This is a genomic window from Cupriavidus sp. 05L310 (genome assembly GCF_056398185.1).
Map to the genome: position 1 here is coordinate 74,775 of NZ_JBFTOX010000003.1, position 24,375 is coordinate 99,149.

Consider the following 24,375-nt stretch of genomic DNA (forward strand, 5'->3'; position numbering starts at 1 on the left):
CGTGCCTGGTGATAGCCAGGCAGTGCTACCGCTCCATGGCTTCCTTGAATGCCGGGCTGATGGTGTCAAAGCTCGAGAACCTGAGATATTTCGTTTTCCATTCGCCGGATATCCGGGTGTATTCGAACGCGTACATCCCGGAAAGCAACTGCAGTTCGCCATCGGCCGTCTGGCGATAATAAATCACATCCGTCCTCGCCGTGGCGCGGTCGCCACTGACTTCGATCAGGGGGTTGGTGATATGGTGATGGCACTTCGGCACTTCCCGCCACACCTTGTGCACGAGTTGCAGGATGCCTTCGATGCCGGAGGTCTGGCCGCGTGGCAACTCGTAAACACCGTCGGCGGCCCAGATGCTCATGAAGGTTTTTTCATCCTTCTTGTCGATGCCGTGGCAGTACTTTGACATCAGCGTTTTGATGTCCTCGATGTCGATCAGCTTCTGAAGCTTCGCCTCAACGCTGCTGGGAATCGTTGCCATGCGTGGTCTCCTGGTGGGGCTCTACTTAGAATGTATTCGCACGCTCCTTGGCGCTGCCAGCGAGCGATCTTAGTTGGCTGCAACCATCGCGCAAGCCGCTCCGGACAGTCAAGGCGAATCCTGGAAGCGTCCCGTACTCTGGAAGCCGGGATCGGCTCGCTGGGGGCAACGAAGGTTGCGCTCCAGGGAGCACGCCCACGCAGCACCGAGAAGTTCTGATTTATGGGGGGAGGTATTGCCAGAATTGACTTGCGCGGGTGCACCCTTCGCGCTGCTCAGTTCGCATACAGGTTGGGGTACTGGCCGGTCGTGCTGATGACCGTGGTCCGGGTTTCCAGGTATGGATCAAGCGCGTTGATGCCGTTCTCGCGGCCCCAGCCGCTGGCCTTGACGCCGCCGTAGGGCGTAGACCAGCGTAGGAACGAGTAGGTGTTGACCCACACCATGCCCGCTTCGATACGGCTTGAGACGCGATGCGCGCGCCCGACGTCGCTGGTCCACAGCCCCGCGGTGAGACCGTATGGGGTGTCGTTCGCGATTGCGAGCGCTTCTTCCTCGCCATCGAACGGGATCAGCGACGCGACGGGGCCGAAGATCTCTTCCCGCGCGATCCGCATCTGGTTCGTCACGCCGGCGAACACGGTAGGCTCGACGAAGTAACCCGGCGCCAGCTCGGGCGTGAGTATACGGTTGCCACCAGCAATCAGCTCAGCGCCGTCCTGCCTGCCGATATCGACGTACGACAGCGTCTTCCTCAGTTGCTCTGCGTGGGCCTGGGGACCCATATGGTTGCTGTCGACGGAGGGCAAGCCGACGCGCACGGATCTCGCGCGGATCCTGAATGCCTCGACGACGCGATTGTAGATTGTGCGCTCGACCAGCACGCGCGAACCCAGCGCGCAGCTCTGTCCGCACAGCCGCCACGCCGATGCGGTGGCGGCGTTGATCGCGTTGTCGATATCGGCATCGGCAAAGATAATGTGCGGTGCCTTGCCGCCGAGCTCGAAGGTGAAGCGCTTGAGGTTGTCTGCGCCGTCGTGCAGCATCCGCCTGGCGGTCCCGCCTTCTCCGGTGAACGAGATCTTGTTGACGTCCGGGTGCCTGACCAGATGCGCGCCTGCCGTGCGGCCGTAGCCAGGCACCACGTTGAACACGCCGGGCGGAATGCCAGCCTCGTGCATCAGGCGCGCCAGTTCCAGTGCCGAGATGGGTGTCTGCTCGGCGGGTTTGACCACTACCGTGCAACCGGCCGCGAGGGCGGCACCGATCTTCAGGCAGGTGGCGAGCAGCGGTGCATTCCACGGGATGATGGCGCCGACGACGCCGATCGGCGCTCGCGTGGTGAAGGCATGGACGCTATCGTCGATGGGGATCGTGGTGCCCTGCGCCTTGTCCGCCAGCGACGCGAACCATTGATACCACTGAACCTGCGCCGCGAGGCTGGCGCGATGTTCCCGCACCAGGTTGCCGTTGTCGCGCGACTCGATCACCGCAAGTTCGGGAATCGCGGCGCTGAAGAGGTCGGCGAAGCGCCGCAGCAGGGCGGCTCTCTCGTGTCCGGGCATGCGGCGCCACGGTCCGTTGAACGCCTGGCGTGCTGCGGCCACGGCGCGGTCGATGTCCTGTGTACCGCCCATCGGCGCGATGGCCCATGGCTGGCCGTTGGCCGGATCGATGCTTTCAATGAGTTCGCCGTCAATCGGCTTCACCCATTCGCCGTTGATGTAGAGATGTTCGTAGCGGCGCCGCGGCGCGTCGCTGGTCGTGGTGAAGGATGCATTCGACATGGATTGGCTCCTGGAGAAATGGTGTTGTGGTTCAGGCGGGCAAGTGACCTTCGCGGGCCGCCCTGTGTGCGCCATACCATCGCGCCGGCGGGCCAGCATGGCAACGGAAAGCCGGCAAGAGTCCCGTACTTCGGAAGCGGCGAGGGCGCCGGCCGTCCAGCCCACACAGCAGGGCGATCAGGTCCCGCAAGGTGCTGCCATTCATTCAGAAGCCCACCTTATGACTGTATTCAGATTTTTCTGGATTATCCCCAAGGCTTCTTTTGCCTACCATTGTTTGCACACCGAACCATCGGCTTTTCAGGAGCACGTGATGCCTCAATCTGTGACGTTCAAAAGCAGGACTTGGCAAGTTGCCGCCGAGCTGCACCTCCCGAACCACTTCGACAAGACGAAGAAGTACGCGGCTATTGTCGTGGCCCATCCCATCAGCAGCTGCAAGGAGCAGACGGCCGCAATCTATGCGTCAGAATTGGCGGCGCTCGGGTACGTCACTCTCGCATTTGATGCGTCGACGCAAGGCGCGAGCGGCGGCCTCGCCCAGTCCCTGGAAGACCCGGCCATGCGCGTTGAAGACTTCCGCTGCGCGGCGGACTATCTGGTCACGCAGGATTTCGTCGACCAGGACCGCATCGGCGTGCTCGGCATCTGCGGCGGCGGCGGTTACGCCGCGCATGCCGCGATGACCGAGCGCCGCTTCAAGGCCGTAGCCACGATCGTGGGGGCCAACTACGGCCGGATCGTGCGGGAAGGCAACTATTCGCCCGATGCGGCGATCAAGGCGCTGGAAGGTATCTGCGCGCAGCGCACGGCAGAGGCCCGCGGCGCCGAACCTGCACTCACCACGTATATCCCGCAATCGAAAGCGCAGCTTGACGCCTATGGCATCAAGGACGTGGATGTGGTCGAGGCAGTGGATTACTACACCACGGCGCGTGGCCAGAAGCCTGGCTCGCCCAACAAGTTAAACGTCACCAGCGTCGGCCCAGCCTATAGCTGGGATGCATTCCATCTGGCCGAGCAGTTGCTGACCCAGCCGCTGCAGGTCATCGTCGGCGGCGGGCAGGCGGGGGCCTTCGGCTCTTACCGGGACGGTTTTGAACTCTTCAACCGGGCTCGCTCCGAGAAGAAGAACATTTTTGTCGTTCCCGGCGCCACGCACTACGACATGTATGACAAGCCCGAATGCGTGGAGCAAGCCGTCGCCAGGCTCAAGGACTTCTTCGGCGAGAACCTCTGAATGTCCCCCTTACCGGAAGCAGCAAACACAACCATGAAATCTGTCAAGTTCGTCAACGGCACGCTTCAGATGGCCGGCAATCTCCACGTTCCCGCTGATTTCGACGGTACGAAGCAGTACCCAGCCATCGTCTGCGTCCATCCGGGCGGCGGCGTGAAGGAGCAGACAGCCGGCGGCTATGCAAAAGAACTGGCGCGCAGGGCTTCATCACGCTGGCCTTCGACGCGTCGTACCAGGGCGAAAGCGGAGGTGAGCCGCGCTTTCTCGAAGACCCCTATGCCCGCGTGGGTGACGTGTGCAGCGCCGTCGATTATTTGACAACGCTCGCCTTCGTTGACAACGACCGCATTGGAGCGCTCGGCATCTGTGCCGGCGGCGGCTATGCCATCCACGCTACGATGAGCGATCGACGCATCAAGGCCGTGGGCGGCGTCAGCACCGTCAATATCGGTGACATGTTCCGGCTCGGCTGGAGCGGAGCTTCCAATCCGGCCCAGTCCATCGCCTTGCTGGAGATGGGCGCCGCTCAGCGCACCATGCAGGCCAATGGCGGCGAGACTGCCTACATCCCATTCGCCCCGACCAGCCTCGAAGGCGTCGACGAGCGCGACATGCGCGAGGCTTACGATTACTACCGCACCCCGCGCGCGCATCACAGCAATACGCCGAGTCAGTTCACCGCGAGCAGCCTGCCGCAGTTGCTCACCTACGATGCATTCCATCTGGCCGACTTGCTGCTGACGCAACCGCTGCAGTTGGTGGCCGGTGGCGCGACTGGCTCGCTGTGGTACAGCAAGGCCATCCATGACAAGGCGGCGAGCGTGGAGAAGAACCTCCATGTCGTCGATGGCGCAACCCACATGTCGCTCTACGACACGCCCAGCCAGATGGAGGAAGCGCTGTCCAGGCTAGTGCCGTTCTACCGGCAGCACCTCCGGGCATGAGGTTCTTCAAACGATCGTATCCCTTGGCCCAGTCTTGGACTCTGATTCACATGCGGAATCATGACGGTGAGCAATAGCAAGAAGGTCTGGTTTATCGCGGGCACCTCGCCCGGTTTTGTCATCAGCTTTGTCATCGATATGGTGTCCCTGCAGGACGCCAAATGTTCACGAGCGCAAGTGCGCAGGGAGAATCCATGAATATCGAACTGAAGGGAAAGACGGCGGTGGTAACCGGCTCAACGCAGGGAATCGGCATGGCCATTGCCAGGGGGCTGGCAAGCGCCGGCGCGGAGTTGATCATCAACGGACGCGGACAGGAAGATGTGCAGAATGCAGTAGTAGCCCTGACGGCCGAGCTGCCGAACGCCAGGGTGCTGGGAGTGGCTGCCGATCTGGGCACAGCCGAGGGTTGTCGGGCCCTGGCATCGGCCGTTCCGCGCTGCGACATCCTCGCGCTCAACGCAGCCATCTTCCGCATGGAGGACTTCTTCGAGATCAGCGATGCGACCTGGCAGCAGTATCTGGATGTCAACCTCATGGCCGGGGTACGCCTGTCTCGCGCCTACCTACCGGGGATGGCGGAGCGGAAGTGGGGCCGGGTTGTCTTCATTGGCTCGGAATGCGCCATCAGCACACCGCCGGACATGATCCACTACGCGACGACGAAGACTGCGGGGCTTGGCTTGTCCCGCGCGTTGGCCAAGCGCATGGCCGGCACCGGCGTAACGGTCAACTCGGTGTTGCCAGGCCCCACCCTCACAGAAGGTGTGCGCGGCTTCTTCGAGGAAGAAACGAAGAAAACCGGCAAAAGTGTGGAGGAACTGGGGGCGGAGTTCGTCATGAAGGTACGGCCTTCATCCATCACCCAGCGCTTCCAGAGTGCTGAAGAGGTTGCCAACCTGGTGATCTACACCTGCTCCTCGCAAGCCTCCGGTACAACGGGCACGGCCCTGCGGGTGGATGGTGGCGTGGCAGACTGCCCAATCTGAGCGCCGGGCCAGCTTGTGGAGCGAGCTGAGCTGTGCTCCCGTTCGCGAGTGGGCGGAAGCAAAACGCTGGTTTGCTCCCCTCTCCCATGAAATGGGAGAGGGAGCTACGGCAATGCCAGATTTAGCCCAGCGATGAATCGACCCGCACGAAAGTCGGATGAACCGGAAAGTCGTTCCGTTCGATGGCCATGGCCCCAAAACGAGTACATGGGGCCGATGGCGGCAGGCCGATCGTCCGCGATCGCGGTCTCCGGCACCGGGCGCACGCCATTGTTGGCTGACGGTCCGACCTTCGGGGGGCTCGGCATCAATGATCTTGGCTTCCATACTTTCCTGGGGCCTTCGCGCCCAAGGGATTTCCGCCAGCGCTTGCGCAGGCATTTCAATGCCGCGCTGCTCAAGCCGCTTGGCGATCCCGGAGGGCTGCACTAGGTTCCGGGCATTAGAACTCCGACCGGCTTGCGCGAGAGCGGTCATTTCCCGCCAAATATCTCGTCGCGCATGGCGTAGACCTGGTCAGCATGCGAGCGTACGGCCCATTGATGGTCTGGATTCGGCCGCGGGCCGTCGGCCGGCTTGCTGTCGATCGCCTCGAACACCGTCACACGCTTGGCGATGCGCCATGCCCCATCGCGGCGCGCGACGTGGTCCACATAACGGCCGCGCACCGCCACGTCCTGGCTATACGCACCGGCCTCGGTGCTGCCGCGCAGCATGGCGTTCTCAGTACCTACCTGCGGTCCGAGCCGCAGGTAGGCACAAAAGTATGTCTCCACTAGCGCGTTCTCGTGGTCAGCGAACTCCACCAGGCAATTGCCGAGGAAATGCATGGATTCGTCGACCGTTTCGTGCCGGTGGCTCACCCATTCAATGAAGCCGTCGATATGACCTGCGTAGCCGCCGTGGTCGTCGGTGGCATCGGGATGATAGATGTCACGTAGCGCATCCCACTGTCGCCGGTCGACATGGCGCGCGTATCGAGCCATCAGATCCTGAATCGCTATCTGATCGGCCAGGCGCTGGAGGGTGGCAGTGTTATCGGTCATGGCATGTCTTTCAGGGTTGGCCCATGGAAATGGCGGCCAGGCAACGGCTCTTACAGGACCTGGCTGCTTTCGATCGTGGCGCGCGCCTGGCAAAGCGTCAACACACCCCCCATGGCGTTTCCGTACAGTGGAATCGCCTTGCGGTGACGGCGCCAACAGCTTGCCTCACCGCGCTCTTCCCTCCAAAGGCCAGAAGCCGGCGCATTTCCGGCCGATGCCAGGCGTACGAATGACGGCCATTTCCAAAGTACGGAAACGCAGTGGGGTACCCATTGTCGCGGCGTGACGGCGAGCAGTTTAATGATTCCCAGAACAAAGCTACACAGGAGACAAACGGTATGTCCCAAGACTATCCATCGGGCGCCAACCCGGCAACGTTCCGTGCGTTCCGCGCCTCGCGCTGCGAGAGGACGCAGCCATGACCGTGGACGTCGAAACCCAGGTATTCATGGCGAAGCTGGCGGCTGCCGCGAGCAAGCCTCGCCATCTGATGACGCCGCAGGAAGCGCGCGAAGCATTTTCCCGGCTGACGACCATTCTTGCTAAAGGGCCGGAAGTGCGCGAGGCGCGTGACCTCGCCATCCCGGTCACAGGCGGTGTGCTGGCGGGTCGCCTCTATGTGCCCAATGAACGGCCGTCGGCACTGCTCGTCTATTTCCACGGTGGCGGATGGGTCGTGGGCAGCGTCAACGAGTTCGATCCGCTATGCCGCGAACTGGCAGTGGGCGCCTCGATCGCGGTGGCGCTGGTCGAATACCGCAAGGCGCCCGAGCACCAGTTTCCGGGGCCGGTCCAGGACGCATGGGAAGCCGCGCGATGGCTAGCGGGGCAACGTGTGGCACTGCTTGGCGCGGAACTGCCCTTGCTGGTCGGCGGGGACAGCGCCGGTGCAAACCTAGCCATCGCCACGACGTTCCGCGCGCGACGCGAATCGGGTCCTGCCTTCGCCGGCCAGTTGCTGGTGTACCCAGTCACTGACTGCCGCTTCGACCGGGAGTCGTACCTCGATCCCGATAACCAGCTCCTGACTAACCGCGACGCGATGCAGTGGTACTGGTCACAGTACGCGCCGGCCGAAGCAGTGCGGCTCTTCAGTCTTGCGTCGCCATGCCGGGAACCCGACCTCTCGGGGTTGCCGGAGGCCGTCGTAGTGACCGCGGAGCATGACGTGCTGCGTGACGAGGGCGAGGAATACGCCCGTAGGCTGCAGCAGGCCGGCGTGCCGGTGCATCACCGCCGCGCCCTGGGCCAGATGCATGGCTTCCTCATGATGCTCGGCATCCTGCCGGGCAGCCGGGATGGCTTGCGCTTTGTGTGCGAGCGCCTGCGCGACATCGCTGGCGCGGCGCAGGCCTGACGCCATCCCTTCCTTTTCTGCTTTCAAGGAGACTGTCCTCATGAACCAAGACTCAAGAATTCTCGACGCAGTGATCGTCGGAGCCGGCTTTGCCGGGTTGTATGCCATCAAGCGTCTGCGCGACGCCGGTTTTTCTATCCAGGCGTTCGAGGCTGGTGACGGCATCGGTGGCACGTGGTATTGGAACCGCTATCCCGGCGCTCGCGTCGACTTGGAGTGCTGGGACTATTCGTACTCGTTCTCGCCCGAACTGCAGGACGACTGGGACTGGCCGGAGCGCTACCCGACGTCGGCCGAGCTGATGCGTTACCTCAACCACGTTGCCGACCGCTTCCAGCTGCGCGAGTCGATCCAGTTCAATACCAAGGTAACGTCGGCAGCCTTCGACGACAAGACGAACCTCTGGGACGTTACGACCTCGGACGGCAAGACGGTCAAGGCCCGCTTCTTCGTCCCGGCGACTGGCGTGCTGTCGGTGCCGAAGCCGCCCGAGATCCCGGGAATCGGGACCTTCAAGGGCGAGAGCTACCATACGGGGCGCTGGCCGCATCACGAGGTCGATTTCGGCAACAAGCGCGTCGGCGTGATCGGCACAGGCTCCTCCGGCATCCAGGTCATCCAGGCGCTTGCCGGCAAGTGCAAGCACCTGACGGTGTTCCAGCGTACCGCCGTGTTCGTCGTGCCGGCCAAGAACTACCCGCTGACGCCCGAGATGCGCGCCCGGGTGCGCGCCACCTACGGAGAGCGTCGCTCCATCAGCCGGCTCACCCGCTTCGGCATTGCAGTGCCCATGGCGTATGAGTCGGCCCTGGACGCGACCCCTCAGGAGCGCCTGAGAAAGTATGAGAACGCATGGGAGAACAGCCAACTGCTGGGCTTCCGCATGTGCTACGGCGACATCCTGTCGAACGAGGCCGCCAACGAGACCGTTGTCGACTTCATCCGCGGCAAGATCCGCGAGACTGTCAGGAAGCCGGAGGTGGCCGAGAAGCTGCTGCCCCGTGGTTTCCCCTTCGGTACCAAGCGCCCTTGCCTGGGCGACACCTACTACAGCACCTACAACCGCGACGACGTGACGCTGGTGGACCTGCGCTCCACGCCGATCGAACGGATTGTGCCCGAAGGCGTGGTGACGAGCGAAGGCCTGCAGGAACTGGACGTGCTGATCTACGCCACCGGCTACGACGCGCTGACTGGTGCACTCACGCAGATAGATGTGCGCGGCCTCAAGGGCCGGAGGCTGACAGACAAATGGGTGGACGGCGCCAAAACATATCTTGGCCTGATGACCGCCGGCTTCCCCAACCTCTTCACGGTCACCGGCCCGGGCAGTCCAGGCCCACTGGCGAACATGTCGATGAGCATCGAGCAACACGTCGACTGGATCACCCGCTGCATGGAATACCTGCGCGAACACAAGGTCAGCCGGATCGATGCCGACAAGCAGGCTGAGGAATCGTGGATGCAGCACGTGCAGGAGATCGTGGGGCGCACGCTGTACCTGAAGGCGAACTCCTGGTACCTGGGCGCCAACGTGCCCGGCAAGCCGCAGGTGTTCCTGCCGTACCTGGGGGGCCACGGCACGTACCGCAAGAAGTGCGATGACGTGGCGGCGTCCGGCTACGAGGGCTTCGTGCTGACGCGCAACGCCGCGAATGAACCCTTTAACGCACCCAATGCGGAAGCGAGCCATGCCTCCGCGGCGGGCATCCTGGGAGGTGCTGTATGAGCGAAGTGACGGGGCGCCTTGCGGACAAGGTCGCCTATATCACGGGCGCCGGCGCGGGCATCGGCCGTGCCGCGGCGGAGTTGTTTGCCAGTGAGGGCGCGACGGTCATCGTCGCCGAGTTCAACGAGGCGGCCGGCCGTGCCGCCGCCGAAGCCATCGTCGGGGCAGGGGGCAAGGCGCGCTTTGTCCGCACCGATGTTACGAGCGAGGAGAGCGTGCGGGATTCCATCGCGGCAGCCATTGGCTTTGCCGGTCGCATCGATGTGCTCTACAACAATGCCGGCGGCTCAAGCGCCGCCGATGCGCGCGTGACGGATTGCCCGGTCGACGAATTCTGGCGGGCCGTGAAGCTGGACCTGTTCGGCACGTGGGTAACGTGCAAGTACGGGATAGCGGCCATGCTGGAGACTGGCAGCGGGTCGGTGATCAACAGCAGTTCCGTGTTCGCACTGGTCGGAACGCGCAGCAAGGACGCCTACACCGCGGCCAAGGGAGGCGTGTCGGCGATCACGCGTTCGATGGCAGTGGAGTACGCCCCTTATGGCATCCGCGTCAATGCGCTCGCACCCGCAGTGACCGTGACCGAGCGGGTCCAGGGCCTGATCGACACCCAACCGGACGTGATCCACAAGACCGGCGAGCGGCAGTTGCTGGGACTGGTCAAGCCGGTCGAAGTTGCCTATACGGCGCTATACCTGGCCTCAGACGAGTCCAGGACCACGACCGGCCAGATCTTGCCGATCGACGGCGGATTCTCGATTTCCTGAACGACGACAACAAGTAGATTCTGGAGGAGACACATGAACCCCATTTTTGCCGCCACCGTACTGGGCCTGGCTGTCATGGCAGCCCATGCGCAGACCCCGCAGCCCATCAAGATCGCTGCCGCCGTCGACCTCAGCGGCGCAGCCGCTGACGTGGGCAAGGATGCCCTCGCCGGCGCGCGGTATGCCGTCGAGCAGATCAACAAGAAGGGCGGCGTGCGGGGACGCCCGCTTGCGCTTGAGTACCGGGACAGCGCCAGTAACCCGCAAAAAGGCATCAGCCAGGCGACTGCCTTGCTGCAGGAAGGCGCGGTGATGATGCTGTCGCCGCAGTCTTCTGCCGGTGCGCTGGCGGTGAGCAAGGCGGTGGCAGCAAAAATGAAGGTCCCGACCTGCGTCGGCGTCTCGATTGCCGACGACCTCACGATGAAGGATTTCAATCCCTACGTCTATTCGGTCACGCCCACCTCCTACATGGAGGGCCGCGCCCAGGCGGCGCGCTTCGCCAAGCTGCCCTACAAGCGTTATGCCTTGTTGAGTGCCGACTATGCCGGCGGGCGCGCCGGGGTGAACCGCTTCAAGGAGTTCCTGAAGGAACTCAATCCGCAGGTGGAATTCGTCGTCGAGGAGTATCCGAAGTTCGGCGCCACCGACTATACCGCCTCGATCAACAAGATCCTGGCGGCCAAGCCCGACTACGTCTTCTCGATCCTGTTCGGAGCCGACCTGCTCACGTTCTCGCGGCAGGCCGGCTCGCTGGGTTTCTTCCAGCAGATCAACAATCGGTTCATCTCGCTTTATGACTTCAACACGCTGAAGGCGATGGGGGGCAGCGCGCCGGTGGATACGGAAGGCTGGCAGCGCGCGCCGGCAAACCAGTTCAGCAAGCACGGCAGTGCGGAGGCGAAGGCGTTCGTCGACGACTACAAGGCCAAGACCGGCACCTACCCATCTGACTGGACCGTCATGACCCATGACTGCGTCATGACCTGGGCGCAGGCGGCCAATACGGCCAAGTCGCTCGAACCCGACGCGGTCATGCAGGCCATCGAGAAGGGCGAGTTCAGTTCTCCGCGCGGCAAGTATCGTTTCGCCAAGTACGACCACCAGGCCGACGTGCCGGTGTACTTCGGCAAGGTGAAGCAGGACAAAGAGTTTGGCCAGCCGGTATTGGCCATCGAGGAGACGATCCCGGGGTCGGTATCCCGGCCCACCGAGGCTATTGTGATGAAGACCCGGCGCGTCGAGTGAGGCGCGCATGTAACCCGGACCAGGCCCGCGCACGGCCCTGATCAACGGCGCCGCCCAGGGCTCCCCGGGGTTACCCTCATGGCATCCAGGCGCCGCGACGGTCAGAATCTGTCTAACGTTAGTAAGGTTCATGGACAGTGTAGTCAACGAGATCAGCCTGGGTGCCTGGCGCACCACCGAAATGGAGGCTGGGGACTACTGCGTGGGTATGGAGACCGCCATGTTGCAGCCGTTTGGTGTGAGACCGCGGGGCTATCATAAGGAACTCAAGATCGGCAAGGGCGGTCCACGCCCGGCCTTGCGCGAAAGTGACGAAAGCGATGTGATGGTTACCCCGCTGGCACGTGGTTTGTCCGTGCTGTCGGCCTTTGGCCATGAGCAGGCCTGGCTGGGGAACAAGGAGATCGCGCTGGAAACCGGCCTGCCGGCGGCGACGGTGTCGCGTCTGCTGCATTCGCTGGTGGCGCTCGGCTATCTGCGCCACGATGAACTGCGCCGCAAGTACCGGCTTGCCGCGGCTGCGCTGTCGCTCGGCTATGCCGCGATCGCCGAGAGTGAATTCCTGCGCGTGGCCGGCGGCGAAATGCAGAAGTTTGCCGAAGCTAGTGATACCCACGTGATGCTTGGTACGCGCGACCGGCTCGATGTGATCGTGCTGGACAGCCGCGTCGGCAGCCAAACGCTGTTGGCGCTGGACATGCGACCCGGTACGCGGCTGAGCATGGCTTCCTCTATCGCGGGAGCGGCGCTGATGGCGGCGCTGCCGGAAGGAGAGCGCTGCTACCTGCAAAGGGTCCTCGAGCACAAGGCCGGAAGCGAGTGGCCGACACAGCGACGGCGGATCGCCGAGAAAATCTCCCAGATGCATGAACTGGGCTTCTGCATGTCGCTCGGGGAATGGGTGCCGGAAATCACTTCCATCGCCGTGCCGGTTTGCATCCGGGAACATCCGCCGTGGGTACTGGCCTGCATTGGCCGCACTTCGCGCATGACGCATGTCCGGGTAGAGCGCGAGTTGGGGCCGAGGCTGGCCGCCACTGCGCAAGTGTTGCAGGAGCGGCTGACCGCGAAAATGTGAGTCTGGGGCGGCCTTGTGGTGGAAACGATGGTGGTGCACCGCCAGTCGGGAGCAGAGATGTCTGATTCGGCCGTCACAATGACGCTGGAGCGCGGCCTCCAGGTGCTGCGCGCTTTTCGCGGCAAGCGTGCACCGCTGACCAACGGCGAACTGGCAATGCGTACCGGCCTGTCGAGGGCGACCGTGTCGCGCCTGACGACCACGCTGATACGTGCCGGCTTTATCCGCCGCGTTGCGGGCGGGCCCGAGTTCGAGCTGGCTCCGGGCGGCCTTGGCATCGGTCACGCCTATCTGCAGACCAATCCGGTCACGCGGCTTGCCCATCCCTTCATGCAGCAGCTGGCCGACCGGCTCAATGTATCGGTTGCGCTGGCGGTGCCGGACCATCTGGACATGCTGTATATCGCGTATCGAACCAGCGCGCGGATTGCCACGCTGCGGCTCGGCGTCGGCTCGCTGCTGCCGATCGGCCGGACGGCCATCGGTCGGGCATGGCTATGGGCGTTGCCGGACGCGGAGCGCCGCCGCTATATGGCGTCGATCCTGGAAGCGGCCGGTCCGCAGGCCGGTGAAGTCAATCGGCGCATCGAGGCGGCCTTCGATGACCTGCGCGACACCGGCGTCTGCGTGGCAGTTGGTGAATACCAGCACAACGCCTATGGGATCGCATTGCCGCTCCGGGTCGGGCGTGTCGGCGTGCTGATGGCTATGAGTTGCGGAGGAGTCGAACTGACAGCGGATACTGGCAAGCTCAGGCACCGCATCGCGCCGGAACTCAAGGATGCTGCCGCGGAACTGACGGTGCTGCTGCGCGACGTCGAGTCCGAGCCCTAGATCTTCAGTCCCGACGCCACGCCTATGGCTCGCCAGGACACCGACACCCGTGTCCGAGTTCTCTCGTGACGCAGCAACTGATCCGGCGAGACCTTTTCCCGACAATGGTGTCTTTTTAGCCGTCCGCGTCACGCGGGCGACCGGCCTTTCGCATGAGCAGCGGCTTGGAACTTTTTTCGTAAAGAAGTAGAGGAGAACCTGACCATCGGCGTGAAGCACGCCACGGCAGCACTGGTCGATTCCGTGTACGCGCTGTTTCCCGAAATGCGGGCGTTCCGCGCACGCTACGCCGGCAAGTTGTCCGGCGGCGAGCGGCAGATGGTCGCCATCAGCCGTGCGTTGCTTCTGCAGCCCCGCTTGCTGCTGCTGGACGAGCCCAGCGAAGGCCTGGCGCCCATCGTGGTGCTGCGTCTGGCCGAGGCGATCAAGGCGCTGTGTGCTCGCGGCATGGGGATCCTGTTGGCGGAGCAAAACATCAAATTCACTGACCTGATCTGCGACCACTGGTATGCGATCGAGAAGAGGGATATCGCACCGGTGGATCTCGCGCTGGCCCAAGGCGGAGGTCGGGCCACGCGTGTGGCACAGGCGCACTGAAGTGCGGCAGAGGGCTGGCCAAGAACGTGGAGCGCCGGCCGCTGTTCCAAGGTACGGAAACGCCATCGTTTCCTTATTGCCATACCGGGCTAGCCAGCCATTAAATGGGCGTAAAGAATAAGGACATGCAGGGGTCATGCGGAATGCCACAACAGTGGCATGGCGCATGCCCGCTTCATGCCCTTGCCGCGCCGAGCTGCGGCATTCCCCATATCGAAAGAGGAACATCAAACCATGCCCCTGGATCCCCAGATTGCAGATGTACTGCGCGCACTGGAGAGCTCACCGCCCATGGAAACCATGGCCGTGGACCAGTTGCGCGCCAGCATGGTTTTCCCTCCGCCGGAAAAGCGCGCGCCAGTGGGCGAGGTGGTCGAATTGACGATCCCTTGCCCGACGCACGACATGGCCGCGCGGTTGTACCGTCCACCTACGGCAACCCGGACCGGACTAACCGTGTTCTTCCACGGCGGTGGCTTCGTCATCGGCAACTTGGAGACGCACGACCACGTATGCCGCGACCTGTGCCTGCACAGCGGCGCAGCGGTGCTGTCGGTCGACTACCGGCTGGCGCCCGAGTACAAGTTTCCCGCAGCTCCCGATGACTGCCTGCATGCGGTGCGGTGGGCCCGGGACAATGCGCGCAGCCTCGGCGTAGATGGTTCACGCCTGGTACTTGCCGGGGACAGCGCAGGCGGCACGCTCGCCGCAGTGACCGCACTGCGGCTACGTAACGAAGGCGGTCCTGCGGTGATCGGCCAGGTGCTGGTATATCCCGTGACGGACTATCACACGCCGCCTACCGGGTCGTACATCCAGAACCAGGCAGGTTATTCGCTCACGCGCGCGGCCATGATCCGGTTCTGGGACGACTACCTGGCGCATGCCGAAGACGCAGCGCACCCGCACGCCTCACCGCTGCGCGCCGGCGACCTGTCGGGGCTGCCGCCGGCGCTGGTGCTCAGCGCGGAGTTCGACCCGCTGCGCGACGAAGGCGAGGCCTACGCGCACCGGCTGCTCGACGCCGGTGTACCCGTCACTCTCTGGCGGCACTCGGGCCTGATCCATGGGTTCTTCCGCATGGCGGCACTGTCGACCCAGGCGAAAGCGGCGCTGGCCCGTACCGGCGCATGGATCCGGCGACTGATGGACGGCTGACGGACCGACGGCCGGAGGCGTCCCCAATTCCCGCTTAACCTCGGAGTTCTCTCGCATGACCGACACCACCAACATTGGCTTCCTCGGCCTCGGCCAAATGGGCGGGCCCATCGCCGAACGGCTGCTGGGCCAGCCCTTCCAACTGCATGTGCACGACCCAGCCCCCGGTGCGATGGAGCGCTTCGTACGCGCAGGCGCAATCGCGCATGATTCCGCACGCGCTGTCGCCGACGCTGCCTCCGTGGTCTTCGCATGCCTGCCCAGCATGAAGGTATCGCTTGACGTCGCACTGGGCCAGGATGGCGTCGTCCACGGCCGGGCGATCAAGTTGTACGCAGACATGTCGACGGTAGGCCGCGAGGCCATGGAGGAGATCGCCGCCTGCCTGCAGTCGCGCGGCATCGAAGCGCTGGACGCGCCGGTGACGGGCGGCGCGCCGGTGGCGCGGGCAGGGCGGTTGACGATGCTGGTAGCGGGCCGGCCGGCTAGCGTCGAGCAGGTGCGGCCGCTGCTCACGCTGATGGGCAAGGAGATCCATGTGCTGGGAGACCGGCCAGGCATGGCGCAGGTAATGAAGGTGGTGAACAACATCATCATGGGCGCCAACCTGGTGGTGGCGGCCGAAGGCCTGAGCTTCGGCGCCAAAGCGGGCCTGGATGCCGGGGCCATGCTCGGTGTCCTGCAAAGCGGCACCGGGCAGAGCTTTGCCGCGTGCGAGATCCTGCGCCGCGGCATTGCAGGTACCTTTGACTATGGTGCTGCCTTGACCATTCTCGACAAGGACATGGCGCTTGGCCTGTCCGAGGCCAGCGGGCTGGAAGCCGTCATGCCGGTGATTGCGGAGGCCCGTGCTGCATGGCACGCCGCGCTTGAGGCCGGACTGGGGGCGCAGGACTTCACTTCGATCCTGAAATTCGTGGAGCAGCAGAACAAGACGCTGGTCCGCGCGAAGGCGCTCTAGCCGGCCGTTGGCCGGATTCCCACGCAAACCATCAGGAGATGCCAATGTTCCAGCAGGTCGGCGGGAGTCCGGCAAGTCATGAATACGGCACGGGAATGGCGCGGGCAAGGCCGGGCGCGTCTGAGGAATCGGACAAAGGTGCGATGGTCACGCCGCTGGCGCGCGGCTTGTCGGTGACGGCGACCTTCCGGCCGGACCAGGTCTGGATGGGCAATACCGAGATCGCGCTGGAGACTGGCCTGCCGGCGCCTACGGTGACGCGGCTGCTCCAGTCCCTGGTCGCTCTGGGCTACCTGCGCCACGACAAGGCGCACCGCAAGTACCGCCTGGCCGCCGCGTCTTTGTCGCTTGGATACGCTGCCATCGTCAATGCCTGCACCCAGCGGATCGCCGGTGCAGAGATGGCGAAGCTGGCAGAAGCCACCAATACCTACGTGCTGCTCGGCACACGCGACCGGCTCGATGTGATAGTGCTGGAGACCCGCGTGAGCAGCCAATCGGTGCTGGATCTGAGGCTGCCGCCCGGTACGCGGATGCGGATTGCGTCGTCGCTGATGGGATCGGCGCTGTTGGCGGCGCTGCCGCAACTGGAACGCAGCTACCTGCAGGATAGCGTCGAGCGCAAGGCGGGCCGCAAGTGGCCTGCGCTGCGGCGCCAGATGGCCCAGAAGATCTCGCAGGTGCATGAACTGGGTTTCTGCATGCTGCTCGGCGAGTGGGAGCCGGAGCTGGCCTGCGTTGCCGCGCCAGTGCACATTCCCGAGCATCCGCCGCTGGTGCTGGCCTGCGTCGGCCGGGCCGCGCGGATGGCACGCTCCCGTGTCGAGCGCGAGCTGGGGCCGCAGCTCGTCGCCGTGGCCAGAACGTTGGAAGAGCGGCTCGCGCCCCTGGATTGAGTGAGACGCGGTTGTATCACTGTTTCGGCTTTTCCTTGCACCGTAAGCCGGAGCATCAGGAGTTCGAGGAAATAATGTCTGATTCCCCACAGGTCACCATGACGCTGGAGCGTGGGCTCCAGGTGCTGCGCGCGTTCCGTGGCGAGCGCGCGCCCTTGACCAACGGCGAGCTGGCCCGGCGGACGGGCTTGTCGAGGGCAAGCGTGTCACGCCTGACCACCACGCTGATCCGCATCGGCTTTATCCGCCGGGTCGCGCGTGGCGTCGAGTTCGAACTGGCCGGCGGCCCACTCGGGGTCGGGCACGCCTATCTGGAAACGAACCCGGTCACGCGGCTTGTCCATCCCTTCATGCAACAACTGGCCGACCGGCTCAACGTTTCCGTGGCGCTCGCGGTACCCGACCACCTGGACATGCTCTATATCGCCTGTCGGACGAGTGCACGGATTTCCACGCTGCGCCTCGGCGTCGGCTCGCTGCTCCCGATGGGCGTGACGGCGATCGGGCGGGCATGGTTGTGGGGGCTGCCGCCGGACTTGCAGCGCCACTACATCGCCTCGCTGATGGAGGCGGCCGGCCCGCAGGCCGGGCAGGTGAGGATGGGCATCGAATCCGCGTTCACGGACCTGCGCTCGAACGGCGTCTGCATGTCGCTGGGCGAGTACCAGCGTGACGCCTATGGCATCGCATTGCCGATCCGTGTGGGTCGCAACGCGACGCTGATGTCGTTGAACTGTGGTGCGGTCGACCTGAGGCCGGATGTCGACGCCATCAGGAACCGCATTGTCCCGGAACTCAAGGACGCGGCAGTCGACCTGATGGTGCTGCTGCGCGATGTCAACACCGAGCCTTAGCGCTGAGGCCGTGGGTGCGGCCGCATCCACAGTACGGCAACGTGGTCATGCAGCGCCGGCCCGCAAGTGCGGCGCGCCCAGCAGGAAACTCTGCATGCCCACGCAGCTGACGATCTGCATCACCTGCAGGAGTTGCGCTGGCGTTGCGCCATAGCGCAGCGCATTGCGGGTGTGGATGCGAACGCCTGGTTCGAATAAATGGGTAGTCGACACGTCGATAGCCACGTATAGCAGCTCCTTGACCACGGGAGGCAGCGCGCCGGACTTCCACGGTGCGGAAGAGAACGCGGTGTAACCCTCGAAGAACGCGGGGGAACTGCGCACCATCGCCTGCAACTCATCGCTCCAGTAGCCGCGCTGCTCGGTGAACTGCTTCTTAACGCCGGCGAATTTGTCGTCCAGCGGAAAGGCGGCATCGAGCGATTTTCCTGCAGCGACAAGCTCCTCCAGCAGCACGGGCACGCCCACCATGTAGGCGTGAATGCTCAGGACCGACGCGATTTGCAGCACCTCCCTGAGTTCCTGCCGAGTGGCGCCATGGTCCACGGCAGCCTGGATGTGGTGCGCGACGGCTTCCGAGTTCAGGTGCGTCACGCTGGCATTCGCCGCGATCAGGACAAAGTCGCAGAGCTTCGGTTCCAGATGCCCGGCACCAAGGGCAACCTCGGCCATGCTCAGGTAGTTGCCGAAGAACGCCGGGTCTTCCTGCAGTGCGAGGGCGAGCTCGCTGTTCCAGTAGCCGTGCAATTGCTGGAATCTGGCTTTGAGTCCGGTGGTATCGGTCACGACGTGTCTCCTTGTGGAATCTTGCGCGCGGTGGTGAACCGCTTCTCTGGATTAGACCCAGTCGCCAGTCCCCCTGCAACGGGACGCGTCCAAGCTATCCGTACTTTGGAAATGGCCGCCTGCACGCGCTAGTGCCCTAGTCCCGCAGGTGGCGCAGCGGATGCTCTTCGGCGGCCCCCGGGCTGGCGAACATGCGCGCAATGTCCTTGCGGCTGACGTCTTCAATACGCGCGATCCGCCACGCCGGGTGGTTGTCCTTATCCATGATGCGGGCGCGCACGCCTTCGATATCCGCCTCGAGCGATGCCAGGATGCGGGCAACGTCCGGGCTCCATCCTGTCGCTGGCGGCATAAGCGCGCACGGGCCAATCGCCGACACCGTGCGGGGGCTTGTCCGCTAAGGTATGGGGCGCATTCATCACCACAGCTGATGGAATTTCCGAAGTACGGAAAACTCTGTTGCTCACGCTAGGCCCCCGATAGCTGCTCGGCAATAGTGAGCACTCCATTGCACGACGAGGCGAGTTGGCATCGCCGACCGGAACGTTGCGCAGGCCCCTAAAGAAATAAGGAGACTACCTCATGCGTCAAATTGATTTGCGCGCGGTGACAGATGAAGCGCGGCTCGGGCGTTTTCATGCTGTGCTGCTGTTCTGGTGCGCGTTTGTTACCGTCGTCGATGGCTATGACCTTGCCATCACAGGGGTTGCCTTGCCGTTCATCATGAAGGATATGGGCGTGTCCCCGACCAGTGCTGGCTTCATGGTCAGCTCGGCATTCTTTGGGATGATGTTCGGTGCGATTTTTCTCGGCACCGTTGCCGACCGTATCGGACGTCGCAGGGCCTTTGCGATCTGTATCCTCCTCTTCAGCGGCTTTACCACGGCGGCCGGATTTACCAACGATCCGGTCACGTTCAGCGTGATGCGGTTCCTGGCCGGAGTCGGCATCGGAGGGGTGACGCCAGTCGTTGCCGCGCATGTGACAGAGTATTCGCCGCGCCGCCTGCGCACTACGCTGGTCACGCTGATGTTCACGGGGTTCTCGGTTGGCGGCATGGTGGCCGCAATGACCGGAAAAGGGCTGCTGGAGCGCCATGGCTGGCAATCTGTCTATATCGCGGCGTGCCTGCCGCTGGTGTTGATCCCATGCATTCTCCGTTGGTTGCCGGAATCGATGCCGTTCCTGCTGAGGCAGGGCGAAGCCGGCACCATCCGCGACATGGTCAGCCGGATCCAGCCCGGCCGCGTTCCCGGTCCGGATGATCGGTTCGTGCTGGGGGCAGCGGAAGCTGGTGCCGAAGCACCCTTGAGCAAGCTGTTTGCGGAAGGACGAGGCTTCAGCACCATCATGTTCTGGATTTCCTCTTTCATGTGTTTGTTTATGGTCTATGGGCTCAGTTCCTGGTTGACCAAGCTGATGGCCTCGGCTGGCTACAGCCTGGGATCCGCGCTGACGTTCGTGCTGGTACTGAACCTAGGCGCAATGATCGGCGCGATCTCAGGTGGCTGGCTGGCAGACCGCTTCCATATCAAGCATGTGCTAATGGGCATGTATGTGCTCGCCGGAGTGTCGATTGTCTTGCTTGGCTACCTGCCGTCCACCGGCCTGGCCTACGTGCTGGTCGCCATTGCAGGAGGCTGCACTATTGGCACGCAGATCGTGGGCTATGCCTATGCCGGACAGTACTATCCGATGAGCATTCGCTCCACCGGCATCGGCTGGGCTTCCGGCGTGGGACGTGGTGGCGCGATTCTTGCGCCAATTGTGATCGGCGCCCTGGTGGGCATGGCGCTGCCTTTACGACACAACTTTATCGCCATGGCGATTCCAGCCGTGATCGCAACGATTGCAGTGGCGTCGATCAATCACAGGCAATCCGCCTCACGCCTGAACCGGTAGCACTGCGGGATGGCGTGGGCGCGACGCAGCCATGGGGAAAAGCCGCGTGCTCTCCCATGGAACCGCACACTATCGAGCGCCGCGAACTGCGTCCTGATGATGTGGCTATTGAAATCCTCTACCGTATGGTGGTAGCAAGTTCTCCTACAGCAGGCTATGCGTCCGCCTTTGTCCCCGGGGCCAGCAGCGCCGGCGCCGCGTCCATCAATTCGGGCGGATATGGCCGCATGAAGCTACGCCTTGCTCCGGATCCGGGCAACTCATTGAGAGCTACATACTTGATTCATGCCAGAACCCATGAATGGGCGCTGATGGCACGCCCCGTCATCAACGCCGCAGATTGCGCGCGCGGACATTGCCAAGACAGGTGGCACGCTAGTCTGATCGTCAACATTAGCATTACTCGCGGCGGCCGTCGACCGGATCATGCTCCGACAACGCCTCGTATCCCGCCGTCACATCGAACAGTTCCTCGTCGATGGCGTTTTGCCGCTCGCTGTGAAACCGGCCGCGAAGGCTGGTGAGCAGTTCGTCGATGTTCTTGTCGGCCCGCTCCATCGCCGCCAGGCGGCTGGCGTTCTCGCTCGCCAGTGATTCGGCGCAGGCGCTGAACAGCGAGATAAAGAGATGCTCGCGGATCAGCGCGCACATCGTGGTGGTGTCGCCGCCGATTACTTCCGGCGGATTCGGCGTTGGCCAGCGCTGTGCCAGCAACACGGCCAGCCATTGCGCGTCCAGCGGTAACAGGCGCTGCTCCACCGGCTGGTAGAGGGCGCCCGGCCTTGGCTGGTTATAGAAAACGTGGATGCGGGGTTGCGTGGCCTGGCTCGGGTGCGTCTCCGTATCGAACTGGATCCGGTCGACCAGCGGAGCGATGGCCTCGACCGAGCTAGGTACCGCATAAGTGCCGGCCACGGTCACATCGGCATCCGCCAGGCCTGCCCGCACGCGCTCGCCGACGGCCCAGACCTCTGGTCTCCCTGGCATGGCCAGGAGCGCTTTGAGCGCATGATCGACGATCACCTCGTTGAACTGGCCCACTAGCCCCTGGTCGGAGCCGAACACGATGGCGCCGACCGCTCCCGCTGCGCCAGCCGTGCCCTGCTGCGGCGTGAAGCCGGCGGGCTCCACCGTCCGCAGGCATGCCCAAAGGCCCAGGCTCACCGCGCTGCGGTAGTCGGCAAGCGCCAGCACGGACTGTTCATACTGGCTGATGCTGGACGCCGCCAGCGCGCGCATGGTGCGAACCACGGCTTGCAGGTCCGTGGCACTGCCGATCTGGTGCTGCAGCGTGGCAGCCGAGTCACTCATGGCCTCCGCCCTCCTGCCGGCGAATATGCTTGCGTTTCGAGCCCGGCCCCGGCATCCGGGCCGGACTGGAACTGCGAAAGGGCGGCGCGGGCGATCGCGGCGACAATCTGGCTGTCCCCCTCGTCCGGCTTGCCCGCGGCTTCGAAGCGGGCGGATAACGCCGGCGGGATGCTGGTTGCCGCCGCGCGCACGGCGCGCTGGGCATCCTGCATCCGGTCAAGCGGCACGGTATCGAAGAGGCGCGCGGTCAGGGCGGTCAGGATGGCGATCTGCGCGGGCACCGGGACAGGGTCCGATTCGGGCTGCATGAGGCAGGCACGAATGCGCTGCCCGTGCGCGATGGACTGGCGGCTGTCGTCATCGAGCCGGGCGCCGAAACGAGAGAACGTCTCGAGTTCCTCGAACTGCGCGTAGGCGAGCTTGAGGTCGCCCGCGACGGCACGAAAGCTGCCCCGCTGCGCCTTGCCGCCCACGCGCGACACCGACTGACCGACATCCACCGCGGGCAGCACGCCAAGCTCGAACAGCGTGGGCGACAAATAGACTTGGCCGTCGGTGATCGAGATCAGGTTGGTCGGGATGTAGGCCGACATGTCCTGCGCCTCGGTCTCTATGATCGGCAGCGCCGTGAGCGATCCGCCGCCGCGCTCGGCGGCGAGGTGCGTGGCCCGCTCCAGCAGGCGCGAATGGATATAAAAGATATCGCCGGGGAAAGCCTCGCGGCCAGGCGGGCGGCGCAGCAACAGCGATAGCTCGCGGTAGGCGCGGGCGTGCTGGGTGAGGTCGTCATAGACGATCAGCACATCCCACCCGGCCTCCATGAAGTGTTCGGCGATGCTGGTGGCGGCATACGGCGCAATATAGGCCAGCCCCGGCGGCTGGTTGCCTTCGGTGACAACCACGACGGTATAGTCCATTGCCCCCTTGGCGCGCAGGGTCGCCACCGCCTTGGCGACGGCGGAGGCGCGCTGGCCGATGGCGCAATACACGCAAACGACGTCCTGGCTGAACTGGTTCAGGATGGTATCGATGGCGATGGCGGTCTTTCCGGTCTGGCGGTCCCCCAGGATCAGCTCGCGCTGGCCCCGCCCGATGGGGATCAGCGCGTCGATGACTTTCACGCCGGTCTGCAGCGGCACCGTGACCGCCGCGCGCTCCATGATGGGCGCGGCCGTGCGCTCGATCGGCAACCGCGCGCTGGCCGCGAGCGGTCCAAGGCCATCGAGCGGCCGGCCAAGCGGATCGATCACGCGCCCCAGCAGCGTCTTGCCCACGGCCACGTCCATCACGCGGCCCGTGCGCTCGACCTGGTCGCCGGCCCGCAACCGCCAGTAGTCGTCGAGCAGCACCACTCCAACCTCGTCTTCATCGACATTGAACGCGATGCCGTATACGTCACCGGGAAAGCGCACCAGTTCGTCGTAGCCGATGCCCGGCAAACCAGAGACCTGTGCGACGCCTGTGGCCACGCTGACGATCGTGCCCACCTCCTGCGCCGCCAGTACCGGCACGAACCGGCTACGCGCCTCGCCCATGGCGGCGAACGCCCTTTCGATAGCGGTTTGCGGCGGGGTAAGCGCGAAATTCATGGTTGGCTGGCCCCGGGCTTCGGCACGGGAGTGGGCTCGGGCCCGGCATGCGTCGCCTCGTTCTCCGGGCTCAGCAATTCGCTTACAGCATGCTCCAGCGAGTCGAGATAGCGATCGATGCTCCAGGCCAGCTTCTGGCCGCCGACGATCAGTTCGACGCCGCTTACCAGTTCCGGAGCCGTGTCGAATTGCAAGGGGATGATGGTGCCAAGGATTTCATCCGTCGCCCCCTGGATGGCGGCGCGCTGTGCGGCAGGCAGCTCGAACGCACTGCGTACCACCGCGTGCGCCGCCGGCTGCCTGAGCGCGGTCGCAAGACAGGCTCTCGCCGGCTCGTCGAGTGCACGCAGGCGGCGGATGAAGACGTCGGTCACGCGCTCTTCGAGACTCGCCGAGGCAAGGTCCGCGAGCGCCCGGCGCGCGACGGCAAACACCTCGCGCCGCGCCAGGTCGCCGAGCGCCTGCGTCAGTTGCCCGGCTTCGCTGCGCAGCGCGTCCTGCCGTTTCGTGGCAAGCTCGTCCGCTGCCTTGCGCGCGGCTTCCAGCAATTGCAGGCGCTGTGTCTCGGCATCGCCAGCCGCCTGTGCCAGCAGCGCGGCGCGCTCCCGCTCGAACGCATCCGTCTTTTGCTGGAACACCTCGCCTTGCTGGCGCGCCTCGGCCTCCCTGGCGCTGGCATCGGCGATCTGCCTGGCGATCCTGTCCTCGCGGGCGTCGATGGCGTCAAGCACGGGCTGGTAAAGAAAGCGCTTCAGCAGCCAGATGAGGATGACGAAGTTGAGCGCCTGCGCACCAACGGTGAACCAGTCGATCAGCATGGC

At 64.2% G+C, this 24,375-nt stretch carries 25 protein-coding genes and 1 pseudogene; 18 read left to right on the forward strand and 8 right to left on the reverse strand.

Annotated features, from left to right (window positions below):
- Positions 1–25: 25 nt before the first annotated feature.
- Positions 26–481 (reverse strand): nuclear transport factor 2 family protein, encoded by a 456-nt coding sequence (locus AC1DS6_RS02715; RefSeq protein ID WP_477101943.1) that lies wholly within the window; start codon positions 479–481, stop codon positions 26–28.
- A 275-nt stretch (positions 482–756) separates the two neighbouring features.
- Positions 757–2,268: an aldehyde dehydrogenase gene (locus AC1DS6_RS02720; protein WP_477101944.1), complete on the reverse strand. Its 1,512-nt coding sequence runs from the start codon at positions 2,266–2,268 to the stop codon at positions 757–759.
- 97 nt (positions 2,269–2,365) lie between these two features.
- Here AC1DS6_RS02720 and AC1DS6_RS02725 point away from each other — a divergent pair, with 97 nt between their 5' ends.
- The 6 genes from AC1DS6_RS02725 to AC1DS6_RS02750 all read left to right on the forward strand — a co-directional run bounded on the left by AC1DS6_RS02725 (position 2,366) and on the right by AC1DS6_RS02750 (position 5,873).
- Positions 2,366–3,508 (forward strand): alpha/beta hydrolase, encoded by a 1,143-nt coding sequence (locus tag AC1DS6_RS02725; RefSeq protein ID WP_477101945.1) that lies wholly within the window; start codon positions 2,366–2,368, stop codon positions 3,506–3,508.
- Between the two features lie 33 nt (positions 3,509–3,541).
- On the forward strand, positions 3,542–3,826 hold the full coding sequence (locus AC1DS6_RS02730; protein WP_477101946.1) for a hypothetical protein: 285 nt from the start codon (positions 3,542–3,544) through the stop codon (positions 3,824–3,826).
- Positions 3,721–4,452 (forward strand): alpha/beta hydrolase, encoded by a 732-nt coding sequence (locus AC1DS6_RS02735; protein WP_477102055.1) that lies wholly within the window; start codon positions 3,721–3,723, stop codon positions 4,450–4,452. The genes AC1DS6_RS02730 and AC1DS6_RS02735 overlap by 106 nt, the downstream gene beginning before the upstream one ends.
- 66 nt (positions 4,453–4,518) lie before the next feature.
- The gene (locus AC1DS6_RS02740; protein WP_477101947.1) at positions 4,519–4,650 is read left to right on the forward strand and encodes a hypothetical protein; all 132 of its coding nucleotides are present in this window, start codon (positions 4,519–4,521) and stop codon (positions 4,648–4,650) included.
- Complete coding sequence (locus AC1DS6_RS02745; protein WP_477101948.1) at positions 4,647–5,441, forward strand: SDR family NAD(P)-dependent oxidoreductase; 795 nt, start codon at positions 4,647–4,649, stop codon at positions 5,439–5,441. Before AC1DS6_RS02740 ends, AC1DS6_RS02745 begins: the two co-directional genes overlap by 4 nt.
- Before the next feature lie 216 nt (positions 5,442–5,657).
- Complete coding sequence (locus AC1DS6_RS02750) at positions 5,658–5,873, forward strand: hypothetical protein (RefSeq protein ID WP_477101949.1); 216 nt, start codon at positions 5,658–5,660, stop codon at positions 5,871–5,873.
- Positions 5,874–5,914: 41 nt separating this feature from the next.
- Here AC1DS6_RS02750 and AC1DS6_RS02755 read toward each other — a convergent pair whose 3' ends face one another.
- Positions 5,915–6,487, reverse strand: a complete 573-nt coding sequence (locus AC1DS6_RS02755; protein ID WP_477101950.1) for a nuclear transport factor 2 family protein — start codon at positions 6,485–6,487, stop codon at positions 5,915–5,917.
- Positions 6,488–6,905: 418 nt separating this feature from the next.
- Between AC1DS6_RS02755 and AC1DS6_RS02760 the strand changes: the two genes are divergently transcribed.
- The 11 genes from AC1DS6_RS02760 to AC1DS6_RS02810 all read left to right on the forward strand — a co-directional run bounded on the left by AC1DS6_RS02760 (position 6,906) and on the right by AC1DS6_RS02810 (position 17,966).
- Positions 6,906–7,844 (forward strand): alpha/beta hydrolase, encoded by a 939-nt coding sequence (locus AC1DS6_RS02760; protein ID WP_477101951.1) that lies wholly within the window; start codon positions 6,906–6,908, stop codon positions 7,842–7,844.
- Positions 7,845–7,884: 40 nt separating this feature from the next.
- Complete coding sequence (locus AC1DS6_RS02765; protein WP_477101952.1) at positions 7,885–9,573, forward strand: flavin-containing monooxygenase; 1,689 nt, start codon at positions 7,885–7,887, stop codon at positions 9,571–9,573.
- Complete coding sequence (locus tag AC1DS6_RS02770; protein ID WP_477101953.1) at positions 9,570–10,340, forward strand: SDR family NAD(P)-dependent oxidoreductase; 771 nt, start codon at positions 9,570–9,572, stop codon at positions 10,338–10,340. The genes AC1DS6_RS02765 and AC1DS6_RS02770 overlap by 4 nt, the downstream gene beginning before the upstream one ends.
- Positions 10,341–10,373: 33 nt before the next feature.
- A complete protein-coding gene (locus AC1DS6_RS02775) occupies positions 10,374–11,588 on the forward strand; it encodes an ABC transporter substrate-binding protein (protein ID WP_477101954.1) in 1,215 nt (404 codons plus the stop codon).
- A gap of 208 nt (positions 11,589–11,796) precedes the next feature.
- Entirely contained in the window at positions 11,797–12,666 is an 870-nt protein-coding gene (locus AC1DS6_RS02780; RefSeq protein WP_477101955.1) for an IclR family transcriptional regulator, read from the forward strand.
- Positions 12,667–12,723: 57 nt separating this feature from the next.
- Positions 12,724–13,500 (forward strand): IclR family transcriptional regulator, encoded by a 777-nt coding sequence (locus AC1DS6_RS02785; protein ID WP_477101956.1) that lies wholly within the window; start codon positions 12,724–12,726, stop codon positions 13,498–13,500.
- Between the two features lie 210 nt (positions 13,501–13,710).
- A complete protein-coding gene (locus tag AC1DS6_RS02790) occupies positions 13,711–14,097 on the forward strand; it encodes an ATP-binding cassette domain-containing protein (RefSeq protein WP_477101957.1) in 387 nt (128 codons plus the stop codon).
- A gap of 234 nt (positions 14,098–14,331) precedes the next feature.
- On the forward strand, positions 14,332–15,255 hold the full coding sequence (locus tag AC1DS6_RS02795; protein ID WP_477101958.1) for an alpha/beta hydrolase: 924 nt from the start codon (positions 14,332–14,334) through the stop codon (positions 15,253–15,255).
- Positions 15,256–15,310: 55 nt separating this feature from the next.
- Positions 15,311–16,216 (forward strand): NAD(P)-dependent oxidoreductase, encoded by a 906-nt coding sequence (locus AC1DS6_RS02800; RefSeq protein ID WP_477101959.1) that lies wholly within the window; start codon positions 15,311–15,313, stop codon positions 16,214–16,216.
- Between the two features lie 44 nt (positions 16,217–16,260).
- A complete protein-coding gene (locus tag AC1DS6_RS02805; RefSeq protein ID WP_477101960.1) occupies positions 16,261–17,112 on the forward strand; it encodes an IclR family transcriptional regulator in 852 nt (283 codons plus the stop codon).
- A gap of 74 nt (positions 17,113–17,186) precedes the next feature.
- Positions 17,187–17,966 carry an IclR family transcriptional regulator gene (locus AC1DS6_RS02810; RefSeq protein WP_477101961.1) on the forward strand — a complete coding sequence of 260 codons (780 nt, stop codon included), beginning with the start codon at positions 17,187–17,189 and terminating at the stop codon, positions 17,964–17,966.
- Between the two features lie 45 nt (positions 17,967–18,011).
- Here the strand turns inward: AC1DS6_RS02810 and AC1DS6_RS02815 are convergent, their stop codons facing one another.
- Complete coding sequence (locus AC1DS6_RS02815; RefSeq protein ID WP_477101962.1) at positions 18,012–18,752, reverse strand: carboxymuconolactone decarboxylase family protein; 741 nt, start codon at positions 18,750–18,752, stop codon at positions 18,012–18,014.
- A 136-nt stretch (positions 18,753–18,888) separates the two neighbouring features.
- Positions 18,889–19,041: pseudogene (locus AC1DS6_RS02820) on the reverse strand (enoyl-CoA hydratase/isomerase family protein); the annotation flags it as partial.
- 293 nt (positions 19,042–19,334) lie between these two features.
- Between AC1DS6_RS02820 and AC1DS6_RS02825 the strand changes: the two are divergent.
- Positions 19,335–20,654 (forward strand): MFS transporter, encoded by a 1,320-nt coding sequence (locus tag AC1DS6_RS02825; protein ID WP_477101963.1) that lies wholly within the window; start codon positions 19,335–19,337, stop codon positions 20,652–20,654.
- 399 nt (positions 20,655–21,053) lie between these two features.
- Here the strand turns inward: AC1DS6_RS02825 and AC1DS6_RS02830 are convergent, their stop codons facing one another.
- The 3 genes from AC1DS6_RS02830 to AC1DS6_RS02840 are packed head-to-tail and all read right to left on the reverse strand — an operon-like array spanning position 21,054 to position 24,372.
- Positions 21,054–21,965, reverse strand: coding sequence for a F0F1 ATP synthase subunit gamma (locus AC1DS6_RS02830; RefSeq protein ID WP_477101964.1), 912 nt, complete (start codon positions 21,963–21,965; stop codon positions 21,054–21,056).
- Entirely contained in the window at positions 21,962–23,554 is a 1,593-nt protein-coding gene (locus AC1DS6_RS02835) for an alternate F1F0 ATPase, F1 subunit alpha (protein WP_477101965.1), read from the reverse strand. The genes AC1DS6_RS02830 and AC1DS6_RS02835 overlap by 4 nt, the downstream gene beginning before the upstream one ends.
- Positions 23,551–24,372, reverse strand: coding sequence for a F0F1 ATP synthase subunit delta (locus AC1DS6_RS02840; protein ID WP_477101966.1), 822 nt, complete (start codon positions 24,370–24,372; stop codon positions 23,551–23,553). Before AC1DS6_RS02840 ends, AC1DS6_RS02835 begins: the two co-directional genes overlap by 4 nt.
- Between the last annotated feature and the right edge of the window lie 3 nt (positions 24,373–24,375).